This window comes from Pseudomonas sp. C9-3 (assembly GCF_032392015.1).
Classification (GTDB): Bacteria; Pseudomonadota; Gammaproteobacteria; order Pseudomonadales; family Pseudomonadaceae; genus Pseudomonas; species Pseudomonas nitroreducens.
In genome coordinates, this window is the sequence record NZ_CP135919.1 from 5,692,260 (window position 1) to 5,704,998 (window position 12,739).

Sequence of the window (12,739 nt, forward strand, 5' to 3'; positions counted from 1 at the left end):
ATGCTGAACATCTTCTGCCCCCATTGCGGCGAGCTGCGTTCCGAAGAGGAATTCCACGCCAAGGGCCAGGCGCACATCCCGCGCCCGCTCGATCCCGCCGCCTGCACCGATGCCGAGTGGGGCGAGTACATGTTCTTCCGCGACAACCCGCGCGGCATCCACCACGAGCTGTGGGTGCACGCCGCCGGCTGCCGCCAGTACTTCAACGTCACCCGCCACACCGTGACCTACGAAATCCTCGAGACCTACAAGATCGGCGAAAAACCCAGCGTCACCGCCGCCGATGCTGACACCGAGAAGCAAGCCGCCGTCCAGCCCGCCGTGGAGAAGGCCTAATGAGCCAGATCAATCGCCTGTCCCGTGGCGGTCGCATCGACCGCAACAAGCCGCTGACCTTCAGCTTCAACGGCCAGAGCTACCAGGGCTTCGCCGGTGACACCCTGGCCGCTGCGCTGCTGGCCAACGGCGTCGACATCCTCGGCCGCAGCTTCAAGTACTCGCGCCCACGCGGCATCGTCGCCGCCGGTGCCGAAGAGCCCAACGCCATCCTGCAGATCGGCTCGCGCGAATCCACCCAGGTGCCCAACGTACGCGCCACCCAGCAGGCGCTGTACAGCGGCCTGGTGGCGACCGCCACCAACGGCTGGCCGAACGTGCAGAACGACCTCATGGGGATCTTCGGCAAGGTCGGCGGCAAGCTGATGCCGCCCGGCTTCTACTACAAGACCTTCATGTACCCGCAGTCCATGTGGCTGACCTACGAGAAGTACATCCGCAAGGCCGCCGGCCTTGGCCGCGCGCCCACCGAAGTGGACCCGGACAGCTACGACTGGATGAACCACCACGCCGACGTGTTGATCGTCGGCGCCGGCCCCGCCGGCCTTGCCGCCGCCCTGGCCGCCTCGCGCAGCGGTGCACGGGTGATCCTCGCCGACGAACAGGAAGAGTTCGGCGGCAGCCTGCTCGACACCCGCGAGACCCTCGACGGCAAACCGGCCGAGGAGTGGGTGGCCAAGGCCATCGCCGAGCTGGAAGGCAACCCGGACGTGATCCTGCTGCCACGCTCCACGGTCAACGGCTACCACGACCACAACTTCCTCACCATCCACGAGCGCCGTACCGACCACCTGGGCGAGACCGCCCCGCTGGGCCAGGTGCGCATGCGCGTACACCGTGTCCGTGTCAATCGCGTGGTGCTGGCCGCCGGCGCCCACGAGCGCCCGCTGGTCTACGGCAACAACGACGTACCGGGCAACATGCTCGCGGGCGCCGTCTCTACCTATGTGCGCCGCTATGGCGTCGCACCGGGCAAGAAACTGGTGCTGTCCACCAACAACGACTACGCCTACCGCGTCGCCCTGGACTGGCAGGAAGCCGGTCTGCAGGTGGTCGCCATCGCCGACGCCCGCCCCAATCCACGTGGCGAATGGGTCGAGGAAGCGCGCAAGCGCGGTATGCGGGTCATCACCGGCAGCGCAGTGATCGAGGCACGCGGCAGCAAACGCGTGAGTGGCGCGAAGGTGGCGTCCATCGACACCTTCCGCCACACCGTCAACGCACCCGGCGAATGGCTGGACTGCGACCTGGTCGCCAGCTCCGGCGGCTACAGCCCGGTGGTGCACCTGGCCTCGCACCTGGGCGGCAAGCCGGAATGGCGCGAGGACATCCTCGCCTTCGTGCCCGGCCTGGCCTTCCAGAAGCGCATCTGTGCCGGCGCGGTGAACGGCGTATTCCGCCTCGCCGATGCCCTGGCCGACGGCTACCAGGCCGGCAGCCAGGCCGCTGTCGACGGCGGCTTCAAGTCCGTAGAAGGCGAGTTGCCGGTAGTAGCCGAGCGCGCCGAAGACGCCACCCTCGCGCTGTTCCAGGTGCCCCACGAGAAATCCACGGCGCGCGCACCCAAGCAGTTCGTCGATACCCAGAACGACGTCACCGCCGCCGCCATCGAACTGGCCTGCCGCGAGGGCTTCGAGTCCATCGAGCACGTCAAGCGTTATACCGCGCTGGGCTTCGGCACCGACCAGGGCAAGCTGGGCAACATCAACGGCCTGGCCATCGCCGCCCGTGCCCAGGGCAAGAGCATCGCCGACACCGGCACCACCATGTTCCGCCCGAACTACACCCCGGTGACCTTCGGCGCCGTCGCCGGCCGGCACTGCGGCCACCTGTTCGAGCCGGTGCGCTTCACCGCCCTGCACGCCTGGCACGTGAAGAACGGCGCCGAGTTCGAGGACGTCGGCCAGTGGAAGCGCCCGTGGTACTTCCCCAAGCGCGGCGAAGACATGCACGCCGCCGTGGCCCGCGAATGCCGCGCCGTGCGTGAGTCGGTCGGCCTGCTCGACGCCTCGACCCTGGGCAAGATCGACATCCAGGGCCCGGACGCCCGCGAGTTCCTCAACCGCGTCTACACCAACGCCTGGACCAAGCTGGACGTGGGCAAGGCCCGCTACGGCCTGATGTGCAAGGAAGACGGCATGGTCTTCGACGATGGCGTGACCGCCTGCCTGGCCGACAACCACTTCGTCATGACCACCACCACCGGCGGCGCGGCGCGCGTGCTGGAGTGGCTGGAGCTGTACCACCAGACCGAATGGCCGGAGCTGAAGGTGTACTTCACCTCGGTCACCGACCACTGGGCCACCCTGACCCTGTCCGGCCCCAACAGCCGCAAGCTGCTGGCCGAGGTCACCGACATCGACCTCGACAAGGACGCCTTCCCCTTCATGACCTGGAAGGAAGGCAAGGTCGCCGGCGTCCCGGCGCGGGTGTTCCGCATCTCCTTCACCGGCGAGCTGTCCTACGAGGTGAACATCCAGGCCAACTACGCCATGGGCGTGCTGGAGGCCATCATCGCCGCCGGCGCCAAGTACAACCTGACGCCTTACGGCACCGAGACCATGCACGTCCTGCGCGCCGAGAAGGGCTTCATCATCGTCGGCCAGGACACCGACGCCTCGGTCACCCCGGACGACCTGAACATGGGTTGGGCGGTGGGGCGCACTAAACCTTTCTCCTGGATCGGCTGGCGCGGCATGAACCGCGCCGACTGCCAGCGCGAAGACCGCAAGCAGCTGGTCGGCCTCAAGCCGACCAACCCGATGGACCTGCTGCCCGAAGGCGCGCAACTGCTGTTCACCCCGCAGCACACCGTCCCGGCGACCATGGTCGGCCACGTCACCTCCAGCTACATGAGCAGCAGCCTGGGCTACAGCTTCGCCCTGGCGGTGGTGAAGGGCGGCATCAAGCGCCTGGGCGAGAAGGTCTACGCCCCGCTGGCCGATGGCCGGGTGATCGAAGCGGAAATCTGCAGCTCGGTGTTCTACGACCCGAAAGGCGAACGGCAGAACGTGGATTGATTCGGCGCGTCCGGCTGCCCTCACCCTAACCCTCTCCCAGGGGGAGAGGGGACAGTTCGGAGCGGCCGGCGAGCACGACACTCACAGCACACTCAGCTCGGCCCCCTCTCCCCCTGGGAGAGGGCTGGGGTGAGGGGAAACAGGCGATAAGCGCCCCCAAGGTGAACAGAACATGAGCAAAGCCAATCTCTACCAGCAACGCCCCGCAGACGGTATCCAGGCCGAATCGCCCCTGCACCACGCCGAGCTGGACAAGCTCGCCGCGCGCAAGGTGGCCAACGCCGGTGTGACCCTGCGCGAGAAGAAATTCCTCGGCCACCTGACCCTGCGCGGCGACGCCCACGACCCGGCCTTCGCCGGCGGCGTGCACAAGGCCCTGGGCCTGGAACTGCCGGTCGCCCTGGGCCTGGTGGCCAAGGGCGAAACCTCGCTGCAGTGGCTCGGCCCGGACGAGTGGCTGCTGATCGTGCCCGGCGGCAAGGAGTTCGCCGTCGAGCAGCGCCTGCGCGAGGCGCTGGGCGAAGAGCTGCACTACTCGGTGATCAACGTCAGCGGCGGCCAGACCCTGCTGGAACTCGAAGGCGCCAAGGTCCGCGAAGTGCTGATGAAGTCCACCGGCTACGACGTGCACCCGAGCAACTTCCCGGTGGGCAAGGCGGTAGGCACCAATTTCGCCAAGTCCCAGCTGGTGATCCGCCACACCGGCGAGCACACCTGGGAACTGGTGGTGCGCCGCAGCTTCTCCGACTACATCTGGCTGTGGCTGCAGGACGCCTGCGCCGAGTACGGGCTGCAGGTGGCGGCATAAGAAACGCTCTTCCCCCTCTCCCCCTGGGAGAGGGCCGGGGTGAGGGAAACCCCACTCCAACCTCTGCAACCAGAGGAAAACTTCGGAGCCAGACCATGAGCCGCACCCCCGATACCTGGATCCTCACCGCCGACAGCCCGAGCCTGCTGGGCACGGTGGACGTGGTTACGCGCTACCTGTTCGAGCAGCACTGCTACGTCACCGAACACCACTCCTTCGACGACCGCCTGGCCCAGCGCTTCTTCATCCGCATCGAATTCCGCGCTGGCGACGGCTTCGACGAGGCGGCCTTCCGCGCCGGCCTCGCCGACCGCGTCTCGCCCTTCCAGATGAATGTGGAGCTGACCCCGCCGGGCTATCGCAGCAAGGTGGTGATCATGGTCTCCAAGGCCGACCACTGCCTGAACGACCTGCTCTACCGCCAGCGCATCGGCCAGCTGCCGATGGACGTGGTGGCGGTGGTCTCCAACCACCCGGACCTGGAACCGCTGGCGCGCTGGCACGGCATCCCCTACCACCACTTCACCCTCGACCCCAACGACAAGGGCGCGCAGGAGGCAAAGGTCTGGCGGGTGATCGAGGAAAGCGGCGCCGAACTGGTCATCCTCGCCCGCTACATGCAGGTGCTCTCGCCTGAGCTGTGCCGCCGCCTGGACGGCTGGGCGATCAACATCCACCACTCCCTGCTGCCCGGCTTCAAGGGCGCCAAGCCTTATCACCAGGCCTACCAGAAGGGCGTGAAGCTGGTCGGCGCCACCGCCCACTACATCAACAACGACCTCGACGAGGGCCCGATCATCGCCCAGGGCGTCGAGCCCGTGGACCACTCCCACTACCCCGAGGACCTGATCGCCAAGGGCCGCGACGTGGAGTGCCTGACCCTGGCCAAGGCCGTGGGTTATCACATCGAGCGGAGGGTGTTCCTGAACGCCAATCGGACGGTGGTGCTGTAACCGCGGCACTCCCGTAGGGCGCATAACGCCACCGGCGTTATCCGCCATGACGCCTGCAACGGCGGATGGATGGAGCTCATCCGCCCTACGTTTCACCTCGGAGTGTGGCCCTCAGGCCCACTGCCAAGCAACGAGCAACACCGACAGCCCAGCCGGCTGCCAGCAATACCTACCGGCCCTGTCGCGCAACACACGACATCCCAGTGCAGAACCGCGCGCCGAAAGGCCCGCTTTTGTACCCACAAACACAATGAGGAATGCGTATGTCTGGCAATCGTGGTGTGGTTTATCTCGGCCCAGGAAAGGTCGAGGTCCAGAACATCCCCTATCCGAAGATGCAGGACCCGCAAGGCAAGCAGATCGACCATGGGGTAATCCTGCGCGTGGTCTCCACCAACATCTGCGGCTCCGACCAGCACATGGTCCGTGGCCGTACCACCGCGCCGGAAGGCCTGGTGCTGGGCCACGAGATCACCGGTGAAGTCGTCGAGATCGGCCGTGGCGTGGAAACCATGAAGATCGGCGACCTGGTCTCGGTGCCCTTCAACGTCGCCTGCGGCCACTGCCGCACCTGCAAGGAACAGCACACCGGCGTCTGCCTGACGGTCAACCCGGCCCGTGCCGGCGGCGCCTACGGCTACGTCGACATGGGCGGCTGGGTCGGCGGCCAGGCGGAATACGTACTGGTGCCCTACGCCGACTTCAACCTGCTGAAACTGCCCAACCGCGACGCGGCCATGGAGAAGATCCGCGACCTGACCTGCCTCTCCGACATCCTGCCCACCGGCTACCACGGCGCAGTAACTGCCGGCGTCGGTCCGGGCAGCACCGTCTACATCGCCGGTGCCGGTCCTGTTGGTCTGGCTGCCGCCGCTTCGGCACGCCTGCTGGGCGCCGCCGTGGTCATCGTCGGTGACGTCAACCCGACCCGCCTGGCGCACGCCAAGGCCCAGGGCTTCGAGATTGCCGACTTGTCCAAGGACACCCCGCTGCACGAGCAGATCGCCGACCTGCTGGGCGAGCCGGAAGTGGACTGCGCGGTCGACGCGGTGGGCTTCGAGGCTCGTGGCCATGGTCATTCGGGTTCGCAGCACGAGGCTCCGGCCACCGTACTGAACTCACTGATGGGCGTGGTTCGGGTGGCCGGCAAGATCGGCATTCCGGGCCTCTACGTCACCGAGGACCCGGGCGCAGTGGACGACGCGGCCAAGCACGGCGCGTTGAGCATCCGCTTCGGCCTGGGCTGGGCCAAGTCGCACAGCTTCCACACCGGCCAGACCCCTGTGATGAAGTACAACCGCCAACTGATGCAGGCCATCATGTGGGACCGCATCAAGATCGCCGACATCGTCGGGGTGGAAGTCATCACCCTGGACGACGCGCCGAAAGGCTACGGCGAGTTCGATGCCGGGGTGCCGAAGAAATTCGTCATCGACCCGCACAACCTGTTCCGCGCCGCCTGACGGCGCACCTGCTCCCGGCCGCGCTCCCCAGCGCGGCCGTCTCTCCAGGGAGCCGCAAGGCTCCCTTTTTTTTGTGCGCGCCCGGCATGCACCTGTAGGAGCGAGGGGGACGCCTAGTCATTGCTCGCGAACCTGCCCAGCACCGGCGCAACCGGGACATCTATTCGCGAGCAAGCTCGCTCCTACAGAAAAGCCGTCAGTGCTTGGGCGCGGGACAGTTGAAATCGCCTTCCTGGCAGTCGGACAGCGCCTGCAGCTCCTTGATGCGCTGATCGGTCATGGCCTTCAGGCAGTTGCTGTAGGCCATCGGGTAACCGGAGCCGCCCTCGACGCTGGACGTCTCGAACTTGCAGCTCAGGTCGCGGTAGTTCAGCCAGGCTTTCTGCGCGGCGGTGAGCGCTTTCTTCTGTCCGGCATCCAGGCGCTGGCGGTACTGCCCGTAGAGGTCGTTGAGGCGTTTGTCGCTGGCTTTGTAAGCGGAGCCGATGCAGGCGTTGATATCCGCCTGGGTCTGGGCGTCGGCGCAGTCGGCAGCGGCCTGGGCGAGGGAGGAGAAGGCCAGCAGGCCGAGGGGAAGGAGCAGGAACTTCATGGGGACGCGATCCGTTGATTTGGATGGAATCCCCACTCTAGCCGCTCGGGCAGGAAAACGTTGTAGGACGCAGGCCCAAGTTCGCCCCAGGACCGGCGGCGGATAGCACCTGGGGCGTTATTCGCCCTACCTGGGGCCGACCCCCTGTCGTAGGGCGAATAACCGCTCGCGGTTATCCGCCGTTTCGTCGCAGGTTCAGCCCAGCAGCTTCGCCGCCATCCGCTCCAGCGCCTGGCGCTGGAAGGCGCGGAAGTCCGCGTCCGGCTGCTGGCCTTCAAGCATCGGCAGGAAGGGGTCGACCACCTCGGTGCGCACGCCAACCATTTCCTCGATCACCGCGTGACCGCAGAACGGCACGTAGGCTTCCGCGTAGCCGCCTTCGTGCACCACCACCAGCTTGCCATCGCACAGGCGCTCGGCAGCGTCACGCACGGCGGCAGTCATGAAGCGGAAGGTCTCGCTATGGGCGAGCATCCGCGCCAGTGGGTCCACGCCGTTGGCGTCGAAGCCGCTGGCGACCACGATCAGCTCGGGCTGGAAGCGTTCCAGCGCCGGCACGATGATGGTTTCCATGGTCGCGCGGTAGGCGTCGTCGCCGCTGCCCGGATAGAGCGGCACGTTGAGGTTGTAGCCCTTGCCCGCGCCTTCGCCGATGTCGTCGACCGCGCCAGTCCCAGTGGGGTAGCAGTCGGCCTGGTGGATCGACAGCGTCAGCACGTCGTCACGGCCGTAGAAGATCGCCTCGGTGCCGTTGCCGTGGTGCACGTCCCAGTCCAGCACCGCCACGCGCTGGATGCCGTGGCGCGCCTTGGCTGTCTCCACCGCCACGGCGATGTTGGCCAGGTAGCAGAAGCCCATGCCGCGATCGGGCAGGCAGTGGTGGCCCGGCGGGCGGGACAGCGCATAGGCGTTGTCCAGCTCGCCGCGCAGCACCGCGTCGACGGCGGCGATAGTCAGGCCGGCGGATTGCCGGGCGATATCGTAGGTGCCATGGCTGACCATGGTTTCCTCGCCCATGTCGCCGTGGCCGGCTTCGCTGCATGCCTTGAAGCGCTCCAGGTAGCTCGCCGGGTGCACGCGCAGCAGGTCTTCCTCGCTGGCCAGCGGTGCGCTGGAAAGCTTGAGCTGGTTGCTCAGGCCGGAAACGTCCATCAGGCTTTTCAGCCGGCGCTTGCTCTCCGGCGACTCGGCGTGGCCGGCGCCCACCGGCGGCTGCAGCCAGCCGCCGACCGGGAGGATCAGTGCGTGCAGCCCGGTCGCGTGCCAGAAGCAGCGCTCGTCGAAGAAGAACCCGGTACGACGGCTCATGCGCGGGCCGCCTTCAGGGCGCGCTGGCGCTTGCGGCTGAACAGCCAGTAGACCGGCGAGACCACACCCAGGCCGACGACCCAGGAGATGTCCGCGCCGTTCATGGCCTGCGCCGCAGCGCCGGTGTAGAGCGCGGTGGACATGAACGGAACCTGCACCAGGATGCCGAGGATGTAGCAGTTCACCGCGGTCCAGTTGAAGGTGCCGTAGATGCCGCCGTCACGGCGGAAGAACGACAGCACGTCGTACTCACCGTGGGCGATCAGGTAGTAGTCGACCAGGTTGATCGCGCTCCACGGCACCAGCACGTAGAGCAGCAGCAGGATGAAGTTGGTGTAGTTGGCCATGAAGTTGTCCTGGCCGAGCAAGGCGATGGTCAGCGAGCCGCCGAACAGCGCCAGGGCGATCACCGCGCGCCAGCCGGCCTTGGCCGACCAGGCGGGAATCAGCGTCTGGCCGACAGTGATGGCCGAGAGCGTGCCGCAGTACAGGTTCATCGAGTTGGTGGCGGCGATGCCGATGGAGAACACCGCGACCATGATGGCGCTGAAGCCGCCGGTCATCTCGATCAGGCCGGCGATGACGTCGCCCTCGCCCACGGACAGGCCAACCAGCACGCCGAGCAGCATCGGCAGGATCGAGCCCAGGCAGCAGCCCCAGTAGCTGGACCAGAACGCGGTGCGCGAACCGGTGCCCTGCGGCATGTAGCGCGAGTAGTCGGAAACGTAGGGCGCGTAGGCCAGTTGCCAGAGCGCAGCGATGGACAGCGCGCCGAGGAAGCCGGGGATGTTGTTCTCGTTGCGCTGCAGCAGGTCCGCCGGCAGGCCGTGGACGAACACCAGCCAGACGAAGCTGACCAGCAGCACCGCGCCGGACAGCCAGGACATCACGCGGGTGTAGCCGTGGATCAGGCGGTAGCCGAACACCGTGGCGATCACGCTGATCGCGCCCACCAGCAGGATGCCGGTGTTGGTGCCGATCACCTCGAAGCGCGCATGCAGCGCCTGGCCACCGAGCACCAGGTTCGAAGCGAAGAAGCCCAGGTACATGATCACCACCAGGGCGACCACCAGCAACGAGCCGAAGGAGCCGAACTGGCCGCGGGTCTGCACCATCTGCGGCACGCCCAGCTGTGGACCCTGGGCCGAGTGCAGGGCCATGAACACGCCGCCCACCAGGTTGCCCAGCACCAGCGCCAGCACGGCGGCGAAGAATGGCAGCTTGAACACGGTGACCGCCAGGGCGCCGGTGACCACGGTCAGCAGCATGATGTTGCTGCCGAACCAGATGGTGAAGAGGTCGCGGGCGCGGCCGTGTCGTTCGTGCGCGGCGATGGGCTGGATGGTGCTCAGCTCCAGCGTCGTCGCCTGGTTTTGCGTCGTTGTCATTGTGTTTCTCACGCGTCGTTGGCAAGGCAGGCCCGGCGCAAGCGCCGGGCGCGGATCAGGAAAGGGAAATCAGCGAGCAGCCCAGGCGTTGAAGCGCTGTTCCAGCTCTTCGCCGTGGTCGACCCAGAAGGCCGCGTCCACCGAGCGGGCGCCTTCGAGGTTGGCCGGCGCGGTGGGCAGCGCGTCGCGCACGTCCGCCGGCAGCAGGTCGAGGGTGCCTTTGTGCACGGGGCCGTAGGGGATGTTCTCGGAGAAGGTCTTCTGGGTCTGGGGCTGACTGGCGAAGGCGATGAACTTCTCGGCCAGCGCCTTGTTCGGCGTGCCTTTCACCACGGCCCAGTATTCCGGGTCGTACAGGCTGCCCGGCCAGACGATGCCGAGCTTCACGCCTTCCTTCTGCGCGGCGGCGATGCGGCCGTTGTAGGCGGCGCTCATCACCACGTCGCCGGCGGCCAGCCACTGCGGCGGTTGCGCGCCGGCTTCCCACCACTGGATGTTGCCCTTGAGCTGGTCGAGCTTGGCGAAGGCGCGATCAACGCCTTCCTTCGTGCCGAGCACCTTGTAGATATCTTCCTGCTTCACGCCATCGGCCAGCAGGGCAATTTCCAGGGTGTACTTGGCGCCCTTGCGCAGGCCGCGCTTGCCTGGGTATTCGGCGGTGTTCCAGAAGTCGGCCCAGGACTGCGGGGCCTTGGCGACCTTGGCGCCGTTGTAGGCCATGACCATGGACCAGACGTAAGTCGCCACGCCGCACTCGCTGAGGGTGCCGGGGACGAAGTTCTTCTCGTCGCCGATGGCCGCCGGGTCGATGCGCTCGAACAGGCCTTCCTCACAGCCGCGCAGCAGCTCGGGGCTTTCCACCTCGACCACGTCCCAGGTGACCTTGCCGACGTCGACCATGGCCTTCACCTTGGCCATCTCGCCGTTGTACTCGCCGGCAACGATCTTGCCGGCGCCACTCGCCTCGAAGGGCTTGAAGTAGGCCTGCTCCTGGGCCGCCTTGGTGGCGCCGCCGAAGGAGATGACGGTGATGCTTTGGGGCCCTGTTGAAGCTTGGGCATTGACGCTGCCGACAGCGGCAGCGAGGGCACAGGTGATGGAGATGCGCGTGAGCAAGGACACTTTCATGGAACGACTCCCACAGCCGGATTGGCGTTGTTGTGTTGCTGGGCAGTACTCCCGGCCAGAAGCCGGGCAAAAGGGTTCCATCGCGCGGGCGTCTTTGCGCTCGCGGCGTTGTTGTTGGTGTTCTTTTTTGTAGGAGCGAGCTTGCTCGCGAACCAGCCCCGCTGCGGGCTCTGTTCGCGAGCAAGCTCGCTCCTACAGGGAAAGCGGCTTACAGCACGCCGATTTCCTGGGCCGTGCGATCCACCGCGCGGCGGGTCTTGTCGACCAGCTCGTCGATCTCGGCACGGCCGGCGACCAGCGCCGGGGCCATGATCATGCGGCCGAGGGTGGAACGGATGATCACGCCTTCCTCGAAGCCGATGGTGCGGCAGCGCCAGGCGATGTCGTTCTCGTTGTCGAAGCGCTTGCGGGTGGCCTTGTCCTCGACGAACTGCAGCGCGGCGACGAAGCCGGTGCCCTGGATGTCGCCCACCAGCGGGTGGTTGCCAAAGACTTCGCGCAGGCACTGCTGCAGGTACGGGCCGGTGTCGTTCTTCACCGCAGTTACCCAGCCCTCGTCACGCAGCGCGCGCAGGTTGGCAACCGCCACCGCTGCCGCCACCGGGTGGCCGGAGTAGGTCAGGCCGTGGGCGAACACGCCGCCCTCTTCCACCAGCGCCTGGGCGATGCGTTTGCTCAGCACCAGGCCGCCCATGGGGATGTAGCCGGAGGTCAGGCCCTTGGCGATGGACAGGGTGTCGGGCTGGAAGCCGAAGTGCTGGTGGGCGAACCACTCGCCGGTACGGCCGAAGCCGCCGATCACTTCGTCGGCGCACAGCAGCACGTCGTACTGACGGCAGATGCGCTGGATTTCCGGCCAGTAGCTTTCCGGCGGGAAGATCATGCCGCCGGCGCCCTGGAACGGCTCGGCGATGAAGCCGGCGACGTTGTCGGCGCCCAGTTCGAGAATCTTCTCTTCCAGCTGCAGCGCGCAGCGACGGCCGAACTCGGCCGGGGTCAGGTCACCGCCGGCAGCGAAGAAGTAGGGTTCGTCGATGTGCGCGATGTCCGGGATCAGGCCGCCCATTTCGTGCATGAACTTCATGCCGCCCAGCGCGGTGGCCGCCAGGGTCGAGCCGTGGTAGCCGTTCCAGCGGCCGATCATGATCTTCTTCTGCGGCTTGCCTTCGATCTGCCAGAAGCGGCGCACGGTACGGATCAGCACCTCGTTGGCCTCGGAGCCGGAGTTGGTGTAGATCGCGTGGCTGTAGTGGTCAGGCAGCAGGCTGAAGAGCGTCTCGGAGAGTTCGATCACCGCCGGGTGGGTGGTGTGGAAGAACATGTTGTAGTACGGCAGCTCGTCCAGCTGGGCGGTGGCGGCGGCGGTCAGGTCCTTGCGGCCGTAGCCCAGGTTGGTGCACCACAGGCCGGACATGCCGTCGATGTACTTGTTGCCGTCGTTGTCCCACAGATGCAGGCCTTCGCCACGCACCATCACGCGCGGGCCTTCGGCGTTCAGCGCCTTCTGGTCGAGGAAGGCATGGATGTGGTGCGCCGCATCCGCTTTCTGGTATTCACGGGTGTCGCGCGGGGCGCGGGTGTTGTCGGTCATCGACTTTCTCCTCTATCCCTCGGCGGTGCTCCGGCAGCCGGCCTGAGGGGTCTTCAGGGGATCGAGGGCGACGGACTTACCTGGGCAGTCTCACCGGCCGTCTCGAACGGTTCGGTTAGCAATCGGGGTGTTGCTCAAGCGCCGGGGTCGAC

General features: G+C 66.7%; 10 protein-coding genes and 1 pseudogene. 5 read left to right on the plus strand and 6 right to left on the minus strand.

The genetic code is table 11. The annotated features are described in order from the left end of the window. The 5 genes from RS899_RS26095 to fdhA all read left to right on the plus strand — a co-directional run bounded on the left by RS899_RS26095 (position 1) and on the right by fdhA (position 6,580). Entirely contained in the window at positions 1–336 is a 336-nt protein-coding gene (locus RS899_RS26095) for a sarcosine oxidase subunit delta (protein WP_054909643.1), read from the plus strand. After that, positions 336–3,356, plus strand: coding sequence for a sarcosine oxidase subunit alpha (locus tag RS899_RS26100; protein ID WP_315808389.1), 3,021 nt, complete (start codon positions 336–338; stop codon positions 3,354–3,356). Before RS899_RS26095 ends, RS899_RS26100 begins: the two co-directional genes overlap by 1 nt. 172 nt (positions 3,357–3,528) lie before the next feature. Then, positions 3,529–4,164 carry a sarcosine oxidase subunit gamma gene (locus RS899_RS26105; RefSeq protein WP_315808390.1) on the plus strand — a complete coding sequence of 212 codons (636 nt, stop codon included), beginning with the start codon at positions 3,529–3,531 and terminating at the stop codon, positions 4,162–4,164. A 95-nt stretch (positions 4,165–4,259) separates the two neighbouring features. Beyond that, positions 4,260–5,117 carry a formyltetrahydrofolate deformylase gene (locus RS899_RS26110; RefSeq protein WP_315808391.1) on the plus strand — a complete coding sequence of 286 codons (858 nt, stop codon included), beginning with the start codon at positions 4,260–4,262 and terminating at the stop codon, positions 5,115–5,117. A 263-nt stretch (positions 5,118–5,380) separates the two neighbouring features. Continuing rightward, positions 5,381–6,580 (plus strand): formaldehyde dehydrogenase, glutathione-independent, encoded by a 1,200-nt coding sequence (gene fdhA / locus RS899_RS26115; protein WP_054909647.1) that lies wholly within the window; start codon positions 5,381–5,383, stop codon positions 6,578–6,580. A 196-nt stretch (positions 6,581–6,776) separates the two neighbouring features. On the opposite strand, the gene RS899_RS26120 is transcribed toward fdhA, so the two are convergent. From RS899_RS26120 to RS899_RS30910, 6 genes and pseudogenes are all read right to left on the minus strand, one after another. Next, positions 6,777–7,172, minus strand: coding sequence for a lysozyme inhibitor LprI family protein (locus tag RS899_RS26120; RefSeq protein WP_233296786.1), 396 nt, complete (start codon positions 7,170–7,172; stop codon positions 6,777–6,779). A 195-nt stretch (positions 7,173–7,367) separates the two neighbouring features. Next, positions 7,368–8,480, minus strand: coding sequence for a class II histone deacetylase (locus RS899_RS26125; RefSeq protein ID WP_315808392.1), 1,113 nt, complete (start codon positions 8,478–8,480; stop codon positions 7,368–7,370). Next, entirely contained in the window at positions 8,477–9,868 is a 1,392-nt protein-coding gene (locus tag RS899_RS26130; RefSeq protein WP_054909650.1) for a purine-cytosine permease family protein, read from the minus strand. The genes RS899_RS26125 and RS899_RS26130 overlap by 4 nt, the downstream gene beginning before the upstream one ends. 69 nt (positions 9,869–9,937) lie before the next feature. After that, a complete protein-coding gene (locus RS899_RS26135; protein ID WP_054909651.1) occupies positions 9,938–10,996 on the minus strand; it encodes an ABC transporter substrate-binding protein in 1,059 nt (352 codons plus the stop codon). A 208-nt stretch (positions 10,997–11,204) separates the two neighbouring features. Continuing rightward, entirely contained in the window at positions 11,205–12,587 is a 1,383-nt protein-coding gene (locus RS899_RS26140; protein WP_037013498.1) for an aspartate aminotransferase family protein, read from the minus strand. A 12-nt stretch (positions 12,588–12,599) separates the two neighbouring features. Beyond that, positions 12,600–12,700 (minus strand): annotated as a pseudogene (locus RS899_RS30910) (hypothetical protein); the annotation flags it as partial. Positions 12,701–12,739 lie beyond the last annotated feature (39 nt).

What these genes read in the sequence shown, in the direction of transcription:
- RS899_RS26095 (WP_054909643.1), top strand. Translation starts at nt 1, where the DNA reads ATGCTGAACATCTTCTGCCCCCATTGCGGCGAGCTGCGTTCCGAAGAG.
- RS899_RS26100 (WP_315808389.1), top strand. Translation starts at nt 336, where the DNA reads ATGAGCCAGATCAATCGCCTGTCCCGTGGCGGTCGCATCGACCGCAAC.
- RS899_RS26105 (WP_315808390.1), top strand. Translation starts at nt 3,529, where the DNA reads ATGAGCAAAGCCAATCTCTACCAGCAACGCCCCGCAGACGGTATCCAG.
- RS899_RS26110 (WP_315808391.1), top strand. Translation starts at nt 4,260, where the DNA reads ATGAGCCGCACCCCCGATACCTGGATCCTCACCGCCGACAGCCCGAGC.
- fdhA (WP_054909647.1), top strand. Translation starts at nt 5,381, where the DNA reads ATGTCTGGCAATCGTGGTGTGGTTTATCTCGGCCCAGGAAAGGTCGAG.
- RS899_RS26120 (WP_233296786.1), bottom strand. Translation starts at nt 7,172, where the DNA reads ATGAAGTTCCTGCTCCTTCCCCTCGGCCTGCTGGCCTTCTCCTCCCTC.
- RS899_RS26125 (WP_315808392.1), bottom strand. Translation starts at nt 8,480, where the DNA reads ATGAGCCGTCGTACCGGGTTCTTCTTCGACGAGCGCTGCTTCTGGCAC.
- RS899_RS26130 (WP_054909650.1), bottom strand. Translation starts at nt 9,868, where the DNA reads ATGACAACGACGCAAAACCAGGCGACGACGCTGGAGCTGAGCACCATC.
- RS899_RS26135 (WP_054909651.1), bottom strand. Translation starts at nt 10,996, where the DNA reads ATGAAAGTGTCCTTGCTCACGCGCATCTCCATCACCTGTGCCCTCGCT.
- RS899_RS26140 (WP_037013498.1), bottom strand. Translation starts at nt 12,587, where the DNA reads ATGACCGACAACACCCGCGCCCCGCGCGACACCCGTGAATACCAGAAA.